General features: G+C 71.4%; 18 protein-coding genes, 5 tRNA genes and 1 pseudogene. 5 read left to right on the forward strand and 19 right to left on the reverse strand.

Going from position 1 to position 17745, the window contains the following annotated elements:
- Positions 1-6 precede the first annotated feature (6 nt).
- The gene (locus ABD973_RS08475) at positions 7-1686 is read right to left on the reverse strand and encodes a DAK2 domain-containing protein (protein WP_345499582.1); all 1680 of its coding nucleotides are present in this window, start codon (positions 1684-1686) and stop codon (positions 7-9) included.
- A 241-nt stretch (positions 1687-1927) separates the two neighbouring features.
- On the opposite strand from ABD973_RS08475, the gene rpmB reads away from it, so the two are divergent.
- On the forward strand, positions 1928-2113 hold the full coding sequence (gene rpmB, locus ABD973_RS08480) for a 50S ribosomal protein L28 (protein WP_007266795.1): 186 nt from the start codon (positions 1928-1930) through the stop codon (positions 2111-2113).
- 119 nt (positions 2114-2232) lie between these two features.
- On the opposite strand, the gene thiD is transcribed toward rpmB, so the two are convergent.
- Both thiD and ABD973_RS08490 read right to left on the reverse strand, forming a co-directional pair.
- Positions 2233-3042 (reverse strand): bifunctional hydroxymethylpyrimidine kinase/phosphomethylpyrimidine kinase, encoded by an 810-nt coding sequence (gene thiD / locus ABD973_RS08485; RefSeq protein WP_125594581.1) that lies wholly within the window; start codon positions 3040-3042, stop codon positions 2233-2235.
- On the reverse strand, positions 3039-4019 hold the full coding sequence (locus tag ABD973_RS08490) for a thiamine-phosphate kinase (RefSeq protein WP_042801879.1): 981 nt from the start codon (positions 4017-4019) through the stop codon (positions 3039-3041). Before ABD973_RS08490 ends, thiD begins: the two co-directional genes overlap by 4 nt.
- Before the next feature lie 245 nt (positions 4020-4264).
- On the opposite strand from ABD973_RS08490, the gene ABD973_RS08495 reads away from it, so the two are divergent.
- Positions 4265-4498 carry an Lrp/AsnC ligand binding domain-containing protein gene (locus ABD973_RS08495; RefSeq protein ID WP_007266792.1) on the forward strand — a complete coding sequence of 78 codons (234 nt, stop codon included), beginning with the start codon at positions 4265-4267 and terminating at the stop codon, positions 4496-4498.
- A 23-nt stretch (positions 4499-4521) separates the two neighbouring features.
- Positions 4522-5013: a DUF3515 family protein gene (locus ABD973_RS08500; RefSeq protein WP_345499586.1), complete on the forward strand. Its 492-nt coding sequence runs from the start codon at positions 4522-4524 to the stop codon at positions 5011-5013.
- A gap of 97 nt (positions 5014-5110) precedes the next feature.
- Here the strand turns inward: ABD973_RS08500 and ABD973_RS08505 are convergent, their stop codons facing one another.
- From ABD973_RS08505 to ABD973_RS08515, 3 genes are read right to left on the reverse strand one after another with little or no spacing between them, the layout of a single operon-like run.
- Positions 5111-6268: a D-alanine--D-alanine ligase family protein gene (locus ABD973_RS08505; protein ID WP_125594578.1), complete on the reverse strand. Its 1158-nt coding sequence runs from the start codon at positions 6266-6268 to the stop codon at positions 5111-5113.
- Between the two features lie 39 nt (positions 6269-6307).
- Positions 6308-7318, reverse strand: a complete 1011-nt coding sequence (locus ABD973_RS08510) for an NAD(P)H-dependent glycerol-3-phosphate dehydrogenase (RefSeq protein WP_125594577.1) — start codon at positions 7316-7318, stop codon at positions 6308-6310.
- Complete coding sequence (locus ABD973_RS08515; protein ID WP_125594576.1) at positions 7315-8067, reverse strand: lysophospholipid acyltransferase family protein; 753 nt, start codon at positions 8065-8067, stop codon at positions 7315-7317. Before ABD973_RS08515 ends, ABD973_RS08510 begins: the two co-directional genes overlap by 4 nt.
- A gap of 165 nt (positions 8068-8232) precedes the next feature.
- Here ABD973_RS08515 and cofC point away from each other — a divergent pair.
- Positions 8233-8905, forward strand: a pseudogene (gene cofC, locus ABD973_RS08520) (2-phospho-L-lactate guanylyltransferase); the annotation flags it as partial.
- A gap of 312 nt (positions 8906-9217) precedes the next feature.
- Here cofC and ABD973_RS08525 read toward each other — a convergent pair.
- The 4 genes from ABD973_RS08525 to leuC form a co-directional block, all read right to left on the reverse strand.
- The gene (locus tag ABD973_RS08525; protein WP_125822622.1) at positions 9218-9910 is read right to left on the reverse strand and encodes an HU family DNA-binding protein; all 693 of its coding nucleotides are present in this window, start codon (positions 9908-9910) and stop codon (positions 9218-9220) included.
- Positions 9911-10054: 144 nt separating this feature from the next.
- Positions 10055-10282, reverse strand: coding sequence for an SCO5555 family protein (locus ABD973_RS08530; protein WP_007266785.1), 228 nt, complete (start codon positions 10280-10282; stop codon positions 10055-10057).
- 137 nt (positions 10283-10419) lie between these two features.
- Complete coding sequence (gene leuD / locus ABD973_RS08535; RefSeq protein WP_125822621.1) at positions 10420-11013, reverse strand: 3-isopropylmalate dehydratase small subunit; 594 nt, start codon at positions 11011-11013, stop codon at positions 10420-10422.
- Between the two features lie 3 nt (positions 11014-11016).
- Positions 11017-12441 (reverse strand): 3-isopropylmalate dehydratase large subunit, encoded by a 1425-nt coding sequence (gene leuC / locus ABD973_RS08540; RefSeq protein WP_125822620.1) that lies wholly within the window; start codon positions 12439-12441, stop codon positions 11017-11019.
- 186 nt (positions 12442-12627) lie between these two features.
- Here leuC and ndgR point away from each other — a divergent pair, with 186 nt between their 5' ends.
- Positions 12628-13344, forward strand: coding sequence for an IclR family transcriptional regulator NdgR (ndgR, locus tag ABD973_RS08545; RefSeq protein ID WP_007266782.1), 717 nt, complete (start codon positions 12628-12630; stop codon positions 13342-13344).
- Positions 13345-13513: 169 nt separating this feature from the next.
- Here ndgR and ABD973_RS08550 read toward each other — a convergent pair.
- The 9 genes from ABD973_RS08550 to ABD973_RS08590 all read right to left on the reverse strand — a co-directional run bounded on the left by ABD973_RS08550 (position 13514) and on the right by ABD973_RS08590 (position 17523).
- Positions 13514-13586, reverse strand: a tRNA-Glu gene (locus ABD973_RS08550).
- A 21-nt stretch (positions 13587-13607) separates the two neighbouring features.
- A tRNA-Gln gene (locus tag ABD973_RS08555) sits at positions 13608-13679 on the reverse strand.
- Between the two features lie 22 nt (positions 13680-13701).
- Positions 13702-13777 (reverse strand) — tRNA-Glu (locus ABD973_RS08560).
- A 61-nt stretch (positions 13778-13838) separates the two neighbouring features.
- Positions 13839-13911, reverse strand: a tRNA-Glu gene (locus ABD973_RS08565).
- 27 nt (positions 13912-13938) lie between these two features.
- A tRNA-Gln gene (locus ABD973_RS08570) sits at positions 13939-14010 on the reverse strand.
- Between the two features lie 88 nt (positions 14011-14098).
- The gene (locus ABD973_RS08575; RefSeq protein ID WP_345499595.1) at positions 14099-14827 is read right to left on the reverse strand and encodes an HAD family hydrolase; all 729 of its coding nucleotides are present in this window, start codon (positions 14825-14827) and stop codon (positions 14099-14101) included.
- A 142-nt stretch (positions 14828-14969) separates the two neighbouring features.
- Positions 14970-16445, reverse strand: coding sequence for a glutamate--tRNA ligase (gene gltX, locus ABD973_RS08580; protein ID WP_125822618.1), 1476 nt, complete (start codon positions 16443-16445; stop codon positions 14970-14972).
- A complete protein-coding gene (locus ABD973_RS08585) occupies positions 16438-17226 on the reverse strand; it encodes a fumarylacetoacetate hydrolase family protein (protein ID WP_125594570.1) in 789 nt (262 codons plus the stop codon). The genes gltX and ABD973_RS08585 overlap by 8 nt, the downstream gene beginning before the upstream one ends.
- Positions 17227-17337: 111 nt before the next feature.
- Complete coding sequence (locus ABD973_RS08590) at positions 17338-17523, reverse strand: hypothetical protein (RefSeq protein WP_125594569.1); 186 nt, start codon at positions 17521-17523, stop codon at positions 17338-17340.
- Positions 17524-17745: the final 222 nt, after the last annotated feature.

Consider the following 17745-nt stretch of genomic DNA (forward strand, 5'->3'; position numbering starts at 1 on the left):
AGGCGGCTATTCGACTCCGATGAGCAGGGGCGCCGACCAGCGGCCGCCGCGGTAGGTGACGGTGTCGACGGCCAGGTGCGCCTGCTGGACGTACGCCTCCAGGCGCGCGGCCAGGGTGTCCGGGACCTCGGGGCCCAGGACGAGGGTGACCAGTTCGCCGCCGGAGCCGAGCATCCGCCTCAGGACGGCCTCGGCGGTCTCGGGCAGACCCGCGCCGATGACGGCGACGTCCCCGTCGATGAGCCCGAGGACGTCCCCGGCCTGGCAGATCCCGGCGGAGGTGAAGGACTGCCGTTCGGCGACGGCCAGTTCCCCGTAGCGGGTGGTGCCGGCGGCGGCGGTCATGGCGACGACGTCCTCGTCGAAGCTGGCGTCCGGGTCGTGGACGGCGAGGGCGGCCAGGTTCTGGACGGCGGAGCGGGTGGGGATCACGGCGACCCGTACCCCTTCGGCGCGGGCCTGTTCGGCGGCGGCCGCGGCGGCGGCGCGCAGCTCGGGGCCGCCGGGCAGCAGGACGACCTCGCGGGCGTGGGCCCGGCGGACGGCGTCGAGCAGCTCGGCGGCGGCGGGCTGTTCCCCGGGGCGGGCCAGGACGGGGGTGGCGCCGGCCTCCCCGCACAGGGCGGCCAGGCCCTCGCCCTGGACGACGGCGACGACGGCGCGCTGGGCCCGGGGGGCGGCGGCGCGGCGGCGCTGGTCGCCGAAGTGGGTGATGCGGATGCGGTGCGGCCGGCCGGCTTCGACGCCGGCTTCGACGGCCGCGCCGGGGTCGTCGACGTGCACGTGGACGTTCCACAGCCCGTCGCCGCCGACCACGACCAGGGAGTCGCCGAGGAGGTCGAGGCCGGCGCGGAGCCCCGCGACGGCCTCGTCGGAGGCCTCCAGCAGGTACACCACCTCGTACGCGGGGCCGCCCTGCTCCTGCCCGCAGGGCTCCGGGTCGAGCGCCACGGGTACGGGCACGGCGGGGCCGCGTACCGGTTCGGCGGCGGGTTCCTGGCCGGACAGCGCCTGCCACAGGGCTCCGAGTACGGCGACCAGGCCGCAGCCCCCGGCGTCGACCACTCCGGCCTTCCCGAGGGCGGCCAGCTGGCCCGGGGTCTCGGCGAGGGCGGCGCGGGCCCCGTCGTAGGCGGCGCGGGCGACGTCGGCGGCGGTGGCGGCCGCGGTCCCGGCGGCGGCACCGGCCCGGGCGGCGGCTCCGGCGACGGTGAGCATGGTGCCCTCGACCGGGTGCGCGACGGCCTGGTAGGCCTCCTCGGCGGCGCGGGTCAGGGCCCGCGCGAGCAGCGGGCCCGGGGCGCGGTCGGCGGGGGCGGCCGGGTCCGAGGGGTCGCCCTGTTCGGCGCCGAGGACGTCGGCGACCCCGCGCAGCAGCTGGGCGAGGATGGTCCCGGAGTTGCCCCGGGCGCCTATGAGCGCGCCGTGCGCGTAGGCCCGTACGGCGTCGGCGAGGGAGGCGGGGGCGGCTGTGGGGTCCGTCACGCCCGCGAGGGACTCGTCGAGGGCGCGGTCGGCGGCCTCGGCGGTGAGGTAGAGGTTGGTTCCGGTGTCGGCGTCCGCGACCGGGTAGACGTTGATCGCGTCGATGTCCTCGCGGACCCGGCCCAGTGCGGCCAGGGCCAGCGAGCTCCAGGTGCGCACCGCTTCGGCGTCGAGGGTGTGCGGGCCAGGCTCGTGCGCCACCGGGCGTTCCTCCTTGTGCGGGCCAGGGTTCACCGCAGGGTAACGAAGGGAGCCCTCCGCTCGGGGGCCCCGGGGCGGAGCGGGGTCCCGTCATGGTAGTTTTCTCGGACCCAAGCAGTCGTTGTATGCTGCTCAGGTTGCCCGTCGAGAGTCGGGTCATTCGTCCGGCAAGCCACTTCAGATCTCTGATTCCGGTGCGCCGGATTCCACCGTAATTGCATCTGAAGTCTTGGAGTGACCTGTGGCTGCCAACTGCGACGTTTGCGCCAAGGGGCCGAGCTTCGGCAACAACATCTCCCACTCGCACCGCCGCACCTCGCGTCGCTGGAACCCGAACATCCAGCGCGTCCGTGCCGTGGTCAATGGGACGCCGAAGCGCCTCAACGCCTGCACCTCGTGCATCAAGGCCGGCAAGGTCTCGCGCTGACGCCTCCCGTCGTCGTAGCGCAGCTCTTTCCGGTTGCCAAGAAGGCCGGTTCACCTCTGGTGAACCGGCCTTTTGCCTTGTCCGGGGCGGGAAGCGGCCTCGACGTCGAGGTGTGCCGGTCAGCGCCACCGCCAGGCGTGGTCCACCGGCCCGATGCCGCCGCCGAGGGCGAAGCCGGCCGCGATGGCGCCGGTGACGTACTCCTTGGCGGCCGTGACGGCCTCCGGCACGTCCAGGCCCTTGGCCAGGCCGGCGGCGATGGCGCTGGCGAGCGTGCAGCCGGTGCCGTGGGTGTGCCGGTTGTCGTGCCGGGGGGCCCGCAGCCACAGCTCGCGTGAGCCGTCGCTGAGCAGGTCCACGGCCTCGTCGCCGTGGGCCGCGAGGTGGCCGCCCTTGATCAGCGCCCAGCGGGGGCCGTAGCCGAGGACCGCGTCGGCGGCCCGGCGCATGTCGTCCTCGGTCTCCACGGCCAGCCCCGTGAGCTGGGCCACCTCGTCCAGGTTCGGGGTGGCGACCGTGGCCCTGGGCAGCAGTTCCCGCCGTACGGCGTCCAGCGCCGAGGCGGCGAGCAGCGCGTCCCCGTGCTTGGAGACGCCGACGGGGTCCACGACGGCCGGGGCGGGGGTGCCGGCCAGCAGTTCGGCCACCGTCTCCACGAGGACGGCCGAGGACAGCATCCCGGTCTTGACGGCGTGCACGCCGATGTCGTCGGCCACGGCCCGGTACTGGGCCGTGACGGCCTCGGCGGGCAGTTCCCAGGCCCCCTTCACGCCGAGGGAGTTCTGGGCGGTCACGGCGGTCACCACGCTCATGCCGTGCACGCCGAGGGCCAGCATGGTCTTGAGGTCGGCCTGGATGCCCGCGCCGCCGCCGGAGTCGGATCCGGCGACGGTCAGGCACAGCGGCGGGGCGGCCCCGGCGAGGCTCACGCGGTCTCCCCGTCGGCCGGGTCGGCGCCGAAGTGGTCCCAGCCGCCGGTGCTGGTCCACGGGGCGCCGTCCACGGTCACCTGGGGCAGGGCGGAGCGGTGCTGGACCGACCCGATGACCTTCCAGCGGGCCGGGAGCTTCACGTCGGGCGGGAAGGTGGCCACGATGGCGTGGTCCTCTCCCCCGGTGAGCACCCACTGGAGCGGGTCGACGCCGACGGCCTGGCCGATGTCGTGCATCTGGGTCGGGATGTCCACGGCGCCCGAGCGCAGGTCGATGCGGACCTTGCTGGCCTCGGCGATGTGCCCGAGGTCGGCGATCAGGCCGTCGCTGACGTCGGTCATGGCGGTGGCGCCGAGCCCGGCGGCCGCGGGACCCGCGTGGTAGGGCGGCTCGGGGCGCCGGTGGGCCTCGACGAAGGCCCGGGGGGAGCGGAAGCCGCGCGAGAGCACCGCGAAACCGGCCGCGGACCAGCCGAGCCAGCCGGTGACGGCGACGACGTCGCCGGGCTGGGCGCCGGAGCGCAGCACGGGCTCGTGGTTGCGCAGGTCGCCGAGGGCGGTGATGGAGACGGTGATGGTGTCGCCGCGCACGACGTCGCCGCCGACCACGGCGGCGCCCGCGACCTGGCATTCGTCGCGGATGCCGTCCATCAGCTCGGTGGGCCAGGTGACCGGCAGCTCGGCCGGGACGACGAGGCCGAGCAGCAGCGCGGTGGGCACGGCGCCCATGGCGGCGATGTCGGCCAGGTTCTGTGCGGCGGCCTTGCGGCCGACGTCGTAGGCGGTGGACCAGTCGCGGCGGAAGTGCCTGCCCTCGAGCAGGATGTCCGTACTGGCCACGACCCGCCGGTCGGGGGCCGACACCACCGCGGCGTCGTCCCCGGGTCCGAGCCGGACCGCCGGGGTGGTGGTGAGCCGTGAGGTGAGCTCCCGAATGAGCCCGAACTCCCCCAGCTCGCCCACAGTGCCCTTCATCGCTGTGCCCCTTCTTGGCAAGTCCGCTTGCGGTCGCGAGCCGTCACAGCTCTGGGTACCGTCAACAGATACGTCAACTTCTGCTCTGCGTACGCCCCGCTGTGCGTGGCGCCGGGCCCCCGGGTCTCCCCGTGGCACGCGGCGACGCGGTACCGTGGCGTCCCTTCGTCCCCGGGCCCGCCCGATCTCCCCGGGCCCATCCGAAGGTTAGGGGAAATGATCCTCGTGGCCGCCCTGGAGGTTCCGTGGTACAGGCGTACATCCTCATCCAGACCGAGGTGGGCAAGGCGTCGGTCGTCGCCGAGTCCATCTCCAAGATCGCGGGGGTGATCCAGGCCGAGGACGTGACGGGGCCGTACGACGTGATCGTGCGCGCCCAGGCCGACACCGTCGACGATCTCGGCCGCATGGTGGTCGCCAAGGTCCAGCAGGTGGAGGGGATCACCCGCACCCTGACCTGCCCGGTGGTCCATCTGTAGCCCCCGTCTAGTCTTGGCCGGTGATGTCTTCGCACCACCGGCCCCTCCGTCTACTGGCCCTGCCCGCCCTGGTGGCGGCCGTGACCCTGGCGGGTTGCGCCCCCGGGGCCTCCGAGGCCCGGGTGACGCCCCCGCCGGCTCCGCCCGCCGGTGTCGCGCAGCTCTGTGCGGCGCTGCACAGGGAGCTCCCGGAGACGGTGTCGGGGCTGGCCCGGTCCGTCACCGCACCGGAGACGGACCTGACCGCCGCGTGGGGCGGCTCGGCGATCGTACTGCGGTGCGGTATCCCCAAGCCCCCCAAGATGGCCGATCCCAAGGCGGACGGCGTCGAGGTCAACGGCGTCGGCTGGCTGGTGGAACAGCCCCCGGAGGGCGGTCTGCGGTTCACCACCACGGGCCGGCTGGCCTACACGGAGGTGTGGATCGACAAGGAGCATGCCACGGACGCGAGCATGCTCGTCGGTCTGTCCGCGGCCGTGGCCGCGTCGGTCCCGGCCGGGATCTCCTCGTACTGATCCGTCCGCCCGCCCGCCCTCCGTCCGCCCCGCGCACACCGCCGCCCGCTGGATCGTTCCAGCGGGCGGTCGGCTGTTCGGGGCGCCGGGTGTGCGGCTAGCGCAGTCCGGTGGAGCGGCGCAGGGCGGCCTGGATCAGCCGGTCCACGAGCTCCGGGTACTCGATGCCCGACTCCTGCCACATCCGCGGGTACATCGAGATCGGCGTGAAACCGGGCATGGTGTTGATCTCGTTGATGACGAAGGTGCCGTCTTCGGTGAGGAAGAAGTCGGCGCGCACCAGGCCCTCGCAGGACGCGGCCTCGAAGGCGTCGATCGCGAGCCGCTGCACCTCGGCGGTCTGCTCCGGGGTGAGCGGGGCGGGGACGAGGCCGGTGGCGGAGTCGATGTACTTCGCCTCGAAGTCGTAGAAGTCGTGGCTGGAGACCGGCGGGATCTCGGCGGGGGCGCTGGCGCGCGGCCCGTCCTCGAACTCCAGGACGCCGCACTCGATCTCGCGGCCGCGCAGCAGCGCCTCCACGATGACCTTCGGGTCGTGGCGGCGGGCCTCGCGGATGGCCTCGTCGAGCCCGGAGGCGTCGTCGACCTTGGTGATGCCGATGGAGGAGCCGGCGCGGGCGGGCTTCACGAACAGCGGCCAGCCGTGCTCGCCGGCGAAGTCGAGGACCTTGGCGGTGGCGGCGGCCTGGTCGGCCTCCCACTCGCGGGGGCGGATGGTCACGTACGGGCCGACGTTCAGCCCGTAGGAGGCGAACACCCGCTTCATGTAGTCCTTGTCCTGGCCGACGGCCGAGGAGAGGACGCCGCAGCCGACGTACGGGATGCCGGAGAGCTCCAGGAGGCCCTGGAGGGTGCCGTCCTCGCCGTAGGGGCCGTGCAGCACGGGGAAGACGACGTCGACCTCGCCCAGTGCCTTGGGGACGGCGCCCGGCTCGGTGTAGACGACCTCGCGGCTGGCGGGGTCGACGGGGAGCACGACGGTGCCGTCCGGGGACTCCGCCAGCGCCTCGACGCTGGGGAGCTGCCGGTCCGCGATGGCCATGCGCTCGGGGGCGTCGGCCGTGAGGGCCCATCGGCCGTCCGTGGTGATGCCGATGGGCAGCACCTCGTACTTGGACCGGTCGATGGAGCGCAGCACGGCGCCCGCGGTGACGACCGAGATGGCGTGCTCCGAGCTGCGGCCGCCGAAGACGACGGCCACGCGGGGCTTGCGGCCCTGCTGCTCAGGGGTCTGGGGGAGGTTCTCGCTGCTCATATCGCCACGAGAGTACCCGCTCAAGCGTCCGGAAAGGTGTCAGTGACGTTCCGGTTTGGCGCTGCGGCCCATCAGTTCCTTCAGCGCGACCAGCGGGGGCTTGCCGTGGTGCACGATCTCGACGACCGTGTCGGTGATCGGCATGTCCACTCCGTACCGGCGTGCCAGATCCGCCACGGACTGGCAGGACTTGACCCCTTCCGCGGTCTGGCGGGTGACCGCGATGGTCTCCTCCAGGGTCATCCCGCGGCCCAGGTTGGTGCCGAAGGTGTGGTTGCGGGAGAGCGGCGAGGAGCAGGTCGCGACGAGGTCGCCGAGGCCGGCGAGGCCGGAGAAGGTGAGCGGGTCGGCGCCCATCGCCAGGCCCAGGCGGGTCGCTTCGGCGAGGCCGCGCGTGATGAGTGAGCCCTTGGTGTTGTCGCCCAGGCCCATGCCGTCCGCGATGCCGACGGCCAGGCCGATGACGTTCTTGACGGCGCCGCCGAGTTCGCAGCCGATGACGTCGGTGCTGGTGTACGGCCGGAAGTAGGGGGTGTGGCAGGCGGCCTGGAGGCGCTGGGCCACGGCCTCGTCCACGCAGGCGACGACGGAGGCGGCGGGCTGCCGGGCGACGATCTCGCGGGCCAGGTTGGGGCCGGTGACGACGGCGACGCGCTCGGCGGGGACCTTGGCCACCTCCTCGATGACCTCGCTCATCCGCTTGGCGGTGCCGAGTTCGATGCCCTTCATCAGGGAGACGAGGACGGTGTCGGGCGCCAGCAGCGGGGCCCACTCGGCGAGGTTGGCGCGCAGGGTCTGGGAGGGGATGGCCAGGACCGCGAAGTCGGCGTCCCGGGCCGCGTCGGCCGCGTCGGTGGTGGCGCGGATGTTCGCGGGGAGTTCGACGCCCGGGAAGTAGTCCGGGTTGGTCCGGCCGGTGTTGATGGCGTCGGCGAGCTCCTGGCGGCGGCCCCACAGGGTCACCTCGCAGCCGGCGTCGGCGAGGACGACGGCGAAGGCCGTGCCCCAGGAGCCGGTTCCGAAGACGGCCGCCTTCACGGGACGTGTCACTTCTTGCCCTCCCCCGCGGCCTTGCGCCGCTGCTCCGCCCTGGCCTTGCGGTGGTCGTACGGCTCGGCGGGCGCCTGCTGGCCCCGCAGCTCCTCCAGGAGCTTGGTGATGTCGGCCATGATGGCCTCGGTGGCGCCCTTGAGGACGTCGGGCGTGGGCTCGCGGTCGTAGAAGGCCGAGAGGTCCACGGGCGGACCGGCGAGGACCTGGAGGGTCTTGCGCGGGAACAGCCGGACCTTGTTCTCCTTGGCGTACGGCGGCATCGCGAGATTGGCGCCCCACTGGGCGACGGGAATGACGGGGGCCTTGGTGATCAGCGCCACGCGGGCGACGCCGGTCTTGCCGGCCATCGGCCACATCTCCGGGTCGCGGGTGAGGGTGCCCTCCGGGTAAAAGGCAACGCATTCACCGCGCTCGACCGCGTCCACGGCGGCCCGGAATGCGTCCAGGGCGTTGGTGGTCTCGCGGTAGACGGGGATCTGTCCGGATCCGCGCAGGATCATGCCGACGAAAGGCACCTTGAAGAGGCCCGCCTTGGCGAGCAGACGAGGCACCCGGCCGGTGTTGTACTGGAAGTGCGCGTAGGAGAGCGGGTCCAGATACGAGTTGTGATTGACAGCGGTGATAAACCCGCCGTCGGCCGGAATGTGGTCCATTCCCCGCCAGTCCCGCCTGAAGAGCACCACCAGCGGCGGTTTTGCGATGACCGCCGCCAGGCGGTACCAGAAGCCGATTCTGCGGCGGGACACTCGGACACCTTCCTCTAGGACCGGTGCGTGGCGTGGGCACCTTGTGGGCCGGACAAGTGTCGCTGCGGGTCCGGCCTCTGTCGAGGACACCGTACGCCCCGCTCGCACCGGGAGGCCCCCCTGCGGTCGCTCGGGGGCGACAATGGGCCGAGTGATGACCGGGCCATGACCTGCCGATGGGTCGGGCGGGTGCCGCAGCGCACCGGAGGGAAGGGGGCCGCCACGAACGCCGCATGGAGCCTGGTGGTCCCGCTGAAGCCCTTGGCGCTGGCCAAGAGCCGGCTCGCGGCGGCCGTCGGGGGGTCCAGGCCCGGGCTGGCGCTGGCCTTCGCCCAGGACACCGTCGCGGGGGCTCTGGCCTGCGCGTCCGTCGCGGATGTGGTGGTCGTCACGGACGACGCCGTGGCGGGTGCGGAGCTGGCGCGGCTGGGGGCGCGGATCCTGCCGGACGCTCCGGGCGCGGGCCTCAACGCCGCGCTGGACCACGGGGCGCGGGTGGTGCGGGCGGGGCGGCCCGGGACGGCGGTGGCCGCGATGAACGCGGACCTGCCGGCCCTGCGGGCGGCGGAATTGCTACGTGTGCTCGATATCGCGGGGAATTTTCCCCGGGCATTTCTGGCGGATGCGGCGGGAATCGGCACCACCTTGCTTTCCGCGGCACCCGACGTGGAATTGGCACCTTCGTTCGGCGGTCCCTCCCGGGCCCGGCATTCGGCATCGGGCGCGGTGGAAATAGCCCTCGCGGACGTGGAGAGCGTGCGCCGCGACGTGGACACCGGGGCGGACCTGCGCACGGCCCTGGCCCTCGGGGTGGGGCGGCACACCGCCCGATACAGTTCCCGTATGCAGGCGACCGCGTACACGTACGACTCCCAGACCCGCAGCGGCAGTGTGCTGCTGGACGACGGCACCCCGGTGCCCTTCGAGGCCGCGGCCTTCGACGCGGGCGGCCTGCGGCTGCTGCGGCCCGGGCAGCGGGTCCGGATCGAGACCGACGGCGAGGGCCCTGCCCTGCGCATCACGCTGGTGACCCTGCAGACCTTCTGACGCCGCCGCCGGGCCCGGCGACGGGCCCGTGACCTGCCGGGGAACGCACCGCGGGCCGGCCTCCCCGAGGGGGAAGCCGGCCCGGCGTGTGTAACCCGTGCCCCTACTTCTTGCGGGCGGTGGTCTTCTTCGCGGTGGCCTTGCGCGTCGCCGTCTTCTTGGCGGGCGCCTTCGTCGCGGTGGCCTTCTTGGCCGCCGGGGCGGTCTTCTTCGCGGTGGCGGTGGTCTTCTTGGCCGCCGTCGCCGTCTTCTTGGCCGGGGTGGCCTTCTTGGCGGTGGCCGCGGCCTTCTTGGCGACCGTGGTCTTCGCCGCGCTCTTCTTGACGGGCGTCGCGGTCTTCTTGGCGACGGCCTTCTTCGCCGGGGTGGCCTTCTTCGCGGCGGCCGTGGTCTTCGCGGCGGCCTTCTTCGCCGTGGTGGCCTTCTTCGCGGCGGCCTTCTTGACCGTGGCGGACGCACCGCCGGTCAGGCTGCCCTTGGGGGCCTTCTTCACGGCGACCTCGTCGCCCTTGGGGAGCTTCTTGGTGCCGCTGACCAGGTCCTTGAAGCCCTGACCCGCGCGGAAGCGGGGGACGGAGGTCTTCTTGACCCGGACGCGCTCACCCGTCTGCGGGTTGCGGGCGTAGCGGGCCGGACGGTCGACCTTCTCGAACGAGCCGAAGCCCGTGACCGAGACCCGGTCGCCCGCGACGACCGCGCGGACCATGGCGTCCAGTACCGCGTCGACGGCGTCCGCGGCCTGCTGGCGGCCACCCAGCTTGTCGGCAATCGCTTCTACGAGCTGCGCCTTGTTCACGTCTTCCCCTTCGGAGACATCGCCAGAACGAATGTGTTCAAGCTTATTTCGCACGTTAGGCGGATATATACCGCAAATCAAACACGAAACGGGCTAATCACCCTAGTGCCGCAACGATGTAGGCCGTTACGGAGTTCCTTCGCATCAGTCGCCTTCAGGGAATCGACCCTCGTCGAGGTCCTTCATCAACCTGTCCAGGCGCCTTGCCGCGTCGGCGAGATCGTGCTTCGCCGCGGCGGTGACGACCAACAGCTTCCGGGACAGCGTCATCCTTACGCCCTCCGGGACTTGCAGTGCGCGCACCCTTGCGTGTGCTTCTTTCAACCGGTCCGCGACGAGCTCGTAGAGCTCGAGTTGACTGTCGCGTTCCATGCACAGATTGTGCCATCTGGGGCGAGTTGTCGCCTCACGGGGCCTCAACATACGGCTGTGCCCCCCGCCGGAAGGCGGGGGGCACGGTGTTGTCGATGTGATCACCCGAGGGTGAATAAGCGCTGATCAGGCAGGAATCAGTGCTGAATGGTGCTCGGCTTGAAGGCCGGGCGGCCGCTTTCGTACGCGTCGATGTCGGCTTCGTTCTGAAGGGTGAGGGAGATGTCGTCCAGGCCCTCCAGCAGACGCCAGCGGGCGTTGTCGTCGAGCTCGAACTCCGCCTCGATCCCCTCGGCTCGGACCTTGCGGTCGACCAGGTCGACGGTGACCTCGGCGGTGGGGTCGGCCTCGGTCAGCTCCCACAGCCGGTCGACGGTCTCCTGCGGCAGGACGACGGTCAGCAGACCGTTCTTCAGCGAGTTGCCGCGGAAGATGTCGGCGAAGCGGGAGGAGATGACCGTCTTGAAGCCGAAGTTCTGCAGGGCCCAGACGGCGTGTTCGCGCGAGGAGCCGGTGCCGAAGTCGGGACCGGCGACCAGGACGGTCGCGCCGGCCCGCTCGGGGCGGTTGGTGACGAACTGCGGGTCCTTGCGCCAGGCCTCGAAGAGCCCGTCCTCGAACCCGTCGCGGGTGATCTTCTTCAGCCAGTGGGCCGGGATGATCTGGTCGGTGTCGACGTTGCTGCGGCGCAGCGGAACGGCCCGGCCGGTGTGGGTGGTGAAGGCTTCCATGGTTCAGACTCCGGCGGTCGCGTCGGCGGCGGACAGGTCGGCGGGCGAGGCCAGATGGCCCAGTACCGCGGTGGCGGCGGCCACCTGCGGGGAGACCAGGTGGGTGCGCCCGCCCTTGCCCTGCCGGCCCTCGAAGTTGCGGTTGGAGGTGGACGCGGAACGCTCACCGGGGGCCAGTTGGTCGGGGTTCATGCCCAGGCACATCGAGCAGCCCGCGTGCCGCCATTCGGCGCCGGCCTCCTTGAAGACCTTGTCCAGACCCTCCTCCACGGCCTGCAGGGCGACCCGGACCGAGCCCGGAACGACCAGCATCCGTACGCCGTCGGCGACTTTGCGGCCCTCGATGATGCCGGCGACGGCGCGCAGGTCCTCGATGCGGCCGTTGGTGCAGGAACCTACGAAGACGGTGTCGACCTTGATCTCGCGCAGCGGCTGTCCGGCCGTCAACCCCATGTACTCCAGGGCCTTTTCGGCGGCCAGGCGCTCCGAAGCGTCCTCGTACGAAGCCGGGTCGGGGACGCTGGCCGACAGCGGCGCGCCCTGGCCCGGGTTGGTGCCCCAGGTGACGAACGGGGACAGCGAGGCGCCGTCGATGACGACCTCGGCGTCGAAGACGGCGTCGTCGTCGGTGCGCAGCGTCTTCCAGTAGGCGACCGCCGCGTCCCAGTCCTCGCCCTTGGGGGCGTGGTCGCGGCCCTCCAGGTAGTCGAAGGTGGTCTGGTCGGGGGCGATCATGCCCGCGCGGGCGCCGGCCTCGATCGACATGTTGCAGATGGTCATGCGGGCTTCCATCGAGAGCTTCTCGACGGCCTCGCCGCGGTACTCCAGGACGTAGCCCTGACCGCCGCCGGTGCCGATCCTGGCGATGATCGCCAGGATCAGGTCCTTGGCGGTGACGCCCTCGGCCAGCTCGCCGGTGACGGTGATGGCCATCGTCTTCGGGCGGGCCAGCGGCAGCGTCTGGGTGGCCAGCACGTGCTCGACCTGGCTGGTGCCGATGCCGAAGGCCAGCGCGCCGAAGGCGCCGTGCGTGGACGTGTGCGAGTCGCCGCAGACCACGGTGGTGCCCGGCTGGGTCAGGCCCAGCTGGGGACCCACGACGTGGACGACACCCTGCTCGACGTCACCCAGCGAGTGCAGGCGGACACCGAACTCGGCGCAGTTCTTGCGCAGCGTCTCCAGCTGGGCCCGGGAGACGGGGTCGGCGATCGGCTTGTCGATGTCGAGGGTGGGGGTGTTGTGGTCCTCGGTCGCGATGGTGAGGTCCAGGCGGCGGACCTTGCGGCCGGCCTGACGCAGACCTTCGAAGGCCTGCGGGCTGGTCACCTCGTGCAGCAGGTGGAGATCAATGAAGAGGAGATCGGGCTCGCCCTCGGCGCGCCGGACGACGTGGTCGTCCCAGACCTTCTCCGCGAGTGTCCTACCCATCGCTTTCCCTCCGGCCGGCCGGTCGGGCCGGCGCTTATGTAGAGATGTGGTGCGCCTGATCGCCCGCTACCCCACCCGCGGAACGACGGCTCGGACCCAGTGGTTCGTGGACCCGCACATACAGACTCGCTCGTTCTTGGAAAATTTGAACTTGCGTTTCACAGTGTGAGACGTGAATATCGTTTCATGGACAACTCTAGCGGCGTCGGCGTTCTCGACAAGGCAGCTCTGGTATTGAGCGCACTGGAGTCCGGTCCGGCCACCCTCGCCGGGCTGGTCGCGGCGACAGGGCTCGCACGACCCACGGCACACCGACTGGCCGTGGCACTGGAACACCACCGGATGGTGGCCAGGGACATGCAGGGCCGGTTCATCCTCGGCCCGCGGCTGGCAGAGCTTGCCGCCGCGGCCGGCGAGGACCGCCTGCTGGCGACGGCCGGACCGGTGCTCACGCACCTCCGTGACGTGACGGGCGAGAGCGCGCAGCTCTACCGCCGTCAGGGAGACATGCGCATCTGCGTGGCGGCCGCCGAGCGGCTGTCGGGCCTGCGGGACACCGTCCCGGTGGGCTCCACGCTCCCGATGAAGGCGGGCTCGGCCGCGCAGATCCTGATGGCCTGGGAGGAGCCCGAGCGGCTCCACCGCGGCCTGCAGGGCGCGCGCTTCACGGCCACGGCCCTGTCCGGCGTACGCCGCCGCGGCTGGGCCCAGTCGATCGGCGAGCGGGAGCCCGGCGTGGCGTCCGTCTCGGCGCCCGTACGGGGCCCCTCGAACCGCGTGGTGGCCTCCGTGTCGGTCTCCGGGCCGATCGAGCGCCTGACCCGCCACCCGGGGCGCATGCACGCCCAGGCCGTCATAGACGCGGCCGCCCGTCTGACGGAGGCCCTGCGCCGCTCCGGCTGATCCCGCCCTGCTCCACCACACCCCCGGGCCCGGGGGCGCGTACGACGCCGCACACGTCCGAACTCGCGCCTCCGGGCCCGCACTTGCACCCCGACACCAGCCGGCCGGACCCGGCCCCGGACATACGGAAGAGGCCCTCCGCGATGATCGCGGAGGGCCTCTCCTCTCGTACCCCCGACCGGATTCGAACCGGCGCTACCGCCTTGAGAGGGCGGCGTGCTAGGCCGCTACACAACGGGGGCTAGCTTTACTGCGGTACTGCGCTGGGCTACCAGGACTCGAACCTAGAATAAGGGAACCAGAAACCCTCGTGTTGCCAATTACACTATAGCCCAATGGTCTAGACCTGCCAGACCTTGGTACCCCCGACCGGATTCGAACCGGCGCTACCGCCTTGAGAGGGCGGCGTGCTAGGCCGCTACACAACGGGGGCCCTAGCGATCCTGCATCAAGATCTCCGGGAGCGACCCTGGAGATCCCGCGGGAAGGATCTGTACCCCCGACCGGATTCGAACCGGCGCTACCGCCTTGAGAGGGCGGCGTGCTAGGCCGCTACACAACGGGGGCAAAGCACTGCGTTACTACTGCACTGCGCTGGGCTACCAGGACTCGAACCTAGAATAAGGGAACCAGAAACCCTCGTGTTGCCAATTACACTATAGCCCACCGAACTTCAAGCCCCTGGGGGCCTTTCGTTTGGTTGGCGCCTGTGGTTTCCGGCCCTTTCGGCCCGTTCCCCGGCGCAGAAAGAACATTACCGGATGCCTGACCGTGCTCCAAAACGGGTATCCACGGCCAGCACCTCGGGCAGCCGCTCGAGCCCCTCGATCCTGTGTACGCCCGAGGGACCGGGCCCCCTGCCGCCCTGCCGGTCGAGCCAGACGGCCGTCAGTCCGGCGTCCCGCGCGCCGCGCGCGTCGATCTCCGGCTGGTCCCCCACGTACGCGACCTGGGCCGGTGGCAGCGCGAGCGCCTCGCAGGCGGCCAGGAAGGCGGCGGCGTCGGGCTTGCTCACCCCCAGCTCGGCGGCGCAGACCAGCACCTCGAAGCGGTCGCGCAGGCCGAGGTGGCGCAGCTTGGGGTCCTGGTTGGCGGCGGAGGAGTTGGAGAGGACCCCGTGCCGGTGGGTGCCGGCGAGGGCGTCCAGGGCGGGCAGGACGTCCGGGAAGAGTGCCCAGGCGGCCCGGTAGTGCTCCACGTAGCGGTCGAACCAGGCGTCGGCCTGGGACGACGCCATGGCCGGCCGGCCGAGGAAGTCCCGCACCCTGTCCTGCCGCTGGCCCTGGAAGGTGACCTCGCCGGCGGCGAAGCGGGCCCAGTTCAGCTCGGTGATCCTGCGCCAGAGGGCCAGGGCCTCGTGCGGGGATCCGTAGCGCTCCCCGAGCCCCTCGTCGCGCAGGTGGGCGGCGAGGCCGGCCGCATCGGCCCCCGTGTAGTCGAACAGGGTGTCGTCGATGTCCCACAGCACTGCGCGGATCGGCATACGGGCGAGCCTACGCCGCCGGCGGGTCCCGCGCGGGGTCCTCGGCGAAGTCCGCGTGGGGCGGCTCACGGTACGGCCGGGGGCCCGGAACGCCGTGGGGGCGGCAGCCGGGTCGGCTGCCGCCCCCACGGGGTGGTGCGGGTCAGGCGGAGAGCTTCGCCAGGGCCGCGTCGATGCGCGCCAGCGAGCGCTCCTTGCCCAGGATCTCCAGGGACTCGAAGAGCGGCAGGCCGACGGTGCGGCCGGTGACGGCCACGCGGACCGGGGCCTGGGCCTTGCCGAGCTTGAGGCCGTGGGCCTCGCCGGCCGTCAGGACGGCCTGCTTGAGGGACTCCGGGTCCGACCAGTCGGCGGCGGCGAGGTTCTCCCGCGCCGTGGTCAGCAGGGCCGCGGGCTCGCCCTTCATGGCCTTGTCCCAGGACGCCTGGTCCTCGACGGGCTCCTTCAGGAAGAGGAAGTCCACGTTCGCGGTGATGTCCGAGAGGACGGTCACACGGGTCTGGGCGTGCGGCGCGATCCGGGCCCAGGCCTCGGCGTCGAAGTCCTCGGGCGCCCAGTTGGCGTGCGGGGCGCGCAGCCACGGCTCGCAGGCGTCCGCGAAGGCCTTGGGGTCCATCCGGCGGATGTGGTCGGCGTTGATCGCCTCGGCCTTCTTGAGGTCGAAGCGGGCCGGGTTGGCGTTGACGCCGTCGATGTCGAACTTCGCCACCATCTCCTCGATCGAGAAGATGTCCTGGTCCTTGGAGAAGGACCAGCCGAGGAGCGAGAGGTAGTTCAGCAGGCCCTCGGGCAGGAAGCCGCGCTCGCGGTAGAGGTTGAGCGAGGACTCGGGGTCGCGCTTGGAGAGCTTCTTGTTGCCCTCGCCCATCACGTACGGCAGGTGGCCGAACCGCGGGGTGGCCTTCGCGACGCCCAGGTCGGTCAGCGCCTTGTAGAGGGCGATCTGGCGGGGGGTGGAGGACAGCAGGTCCTCGCCGCGCAGGACGTGCGTGATCTCCATCAGCGCGTCGTCGACCGGATTGACGAGCGTGTACAGCGGGGCGCCGTTCGCGCGGACGATGCCGAAGTCCGGCACGTTCTCCGGGGTGAAGGAGAGCTCGCCGCGGACCAGGTCCGTGAAGGTGATGGTCTCGTCGGGCATCCGGAAGCGGACGATCGAGGTGCGGCCCTCGGCCTCGTACGCGCTCTTCTGCTCGTCGGTGAGGTCGCGGCACTGGCCGTCGTAGCCGGAGGGCTTGCCGGCCGCGCGGGCGGCGTCGCGGCGGGCGTCGAGCTCCTCGGTGGTGCAGTAGCAGGGGTAGGCGTAGCCGCCGTCCTGGAGCCTCTGCGCGACGTCCTTGTAGATGTCCATGCGCTGGGACTGGCGGTACGGGGCGTGCGGGCCGCCGACCTCGGGGCCCTCGTCCCAGGTGAAGCCGAGCCACTTCAGCGAGTCGAGGAGCTGCTCGTACGACTCCTCGGAGTCGCGCGCCGCGTCGGTGTCCTCGATGCGGAAGACGAACGTACCGCCGTGGTGGCGGGCGAACGCCCAGTTGAAGAGGGCGGTGCGGACCAGGCCCACGTGGGGGTTGCCGGTCGGGGAGGGACAGAAACGTACGCGGACGGTCGCGTTAGCCACGCTTGATCACCTTGTTGGTGAGAGTGCCGATGCCTTCGATGGTGACGGCGACCTCGTCGCCGACGTTGAGGGGGCCGACTCCGGCCGGGGTCCCCGTGAGGATGACGTCGCCCGGGAGCAGTGTCATGGCCTCGCTGATGTGCACGATCAGGTCCTCGATGGAGCGGACCATGTCGCTGGTGCGGCCGAGCTGGCGCTGTTCGCCGTTGACGGTGCACTGGACGGTCAGGTCGCCCGGGTCCAGGTCGGTCTCGATCCAGGGGCCGAGCGGGCAGGAACTGTCGAAGCCCTTGGCCCGGGCCCACTGCTTCTCGCGCTGCTGGACGTCACGGGCGGTGACGTCGTTGGCGCAGGTGTAGCCGAGGATGACGTCCTTCACGCGCTCCTTCGGGACCTCGCGGCACATGCGTCCGATCACCACGGCGAGCTCCGCCTCGTGGTGCACCTCCTGGGAGAAGGAGGGGTAGACGATCGGGTCGCCCGGGCCGACCACGGAGGTGGAGGGCTTGAAGAAGGTGATCGGGGCGTCCGGGACCTGGTTCCCGAGCTCCGCCGCGTGCTCCGCGTAGTTGCGGCCGATGGCCACGACCTTGTTCGGGAGCACGGGCGGCAGCAGCCGGACCTTGCTCAGCGGCACCTTCGTGCCGGAGAGCTCGAAGTCCGCGAACGGGATGCCCTTGATGATGTCGAGGACGAGCTCACCTTCGGCGCCGGGGGCAGTGCTGCCCTCGACCGCGCCGAACGCGACATTGCCGTCGATCGAGAACCTGGCGATGCGCACGTGTTGCGTCTGCCCCTCTGTATTTCCGCTGGCTGGAGTCTGCGTACTCCAGGCTAACGCGGTGGGCGGCGGCGCCTCGCGCTCCTTTACGGAGCCACTACTGCGGAGGGACTACTGTGCCGCGGCGACCGGGGCGTTCATGAGGACGGTGCGGCGGGGGTTCGCGGTCTGCGCCGGCAGGTCGACGGAGTGCTCCGGAGTGGCCGGCGCCACCTGCAGCTCCTCGGCGTCCTTCAGGTGCGCGAGGGTGGTGCGGCGGGGGTTGGCTATGTTGCGGAACATCATCGTCGTCTTCATCGGAGTTTCGGGCCCTCGGGTCGCTTCGTGGGATGAGGGTTGTCGGATGCGCCGGATGTGGCGCCAACCCTTTAACAGGCAAGGCTAAACATCCGAATCCCCGTCTGAACCGGTAAGTAATGGCCACAGTCGTGTGAGTTTCCTCACCAGCGACCGGGCAATACGGGCATAACAGGCGGTCAATTGGGCCTGCGGAAACGGACATTGCGCCACTGAATGCGC

The sequence above is a fragment of the Streptomyces racemochromogenes genome, from assembly GCF_039535215.1.
Lineage (GTDB): Bacteria > Actinomycetota > Actinomycetes > Streptomycetales > Streptomycetaceae > Streptomyces > Streptomyces racemochromogenes.

Excerpts from the sequence above, each read along its gene's own strand:
- ABD973_RS08490 (WP_042801879.1), bottom strand. The coding sequence starts at position 4,019 with ATGAAGGGCACTGTGGGCGAGCTGGGGGAGTTCGGGCTCATTCGGGAG.
- ABD973_RS08500 (WP_345499586.1), top strand. The coding sequence starts at position 4,522 with ATGTCTTCGCACCACCGGCCCCTCCGTCTACTGGCCCTGCCCGCCCTG.
- ABD973_RS08505 (WP_125594578.1), bottom strand. The coding sequence starts at position 6,268 with ATGAGCAGCGAGAACCTCCCCCAGACCCCTGAGCAGCAGGGCCGCAAG.
- ABD973_RS08530 (WP_007266785.1), bottom strand. The coding sequence starts at position 10,282 with ATGGAACGCGACAGTCAACTCGAGCTCTACGAGCTCGTCGCGGACCGG.
- leuD (WP_125822621.1), bottom strand. The coding sequence starts at position 11,013 with ATGGAAGCCTTCACCACCCACACCGGCCGGGCCGTTCCGCTGCGCCGC.
- leuC (WP_125822620.1), bottom strand. The coding sequence starts at position 12,441 with ATGGGTAGGACACTCGCGGAGAAGGTCTGGGACGACCACGTCGTCCGG.
- ndgR (WP_007266782.1), top strand. The coding sequence starts at position 12,628 with ATGGACAACTCTAGCGGCGTCGGCGTTCTCGACAAGGCAGCTCTGGTA.
- ABD973_RS08575 (WP_345499595.1), bottom strand. The coding sequence starts at position 14,827 with ATGCCGATCCGCGCAGTGCTGTGGGACATCGACGACACCCTGTTCGAC.
- ABD973_RS08590 (WP_125594569.1), bottom strand. The coding sequence starts at position 17,523 with ATGAAGACGACGATGATGTTCCGCAACATAGCCAACCCCCGCCGCACC.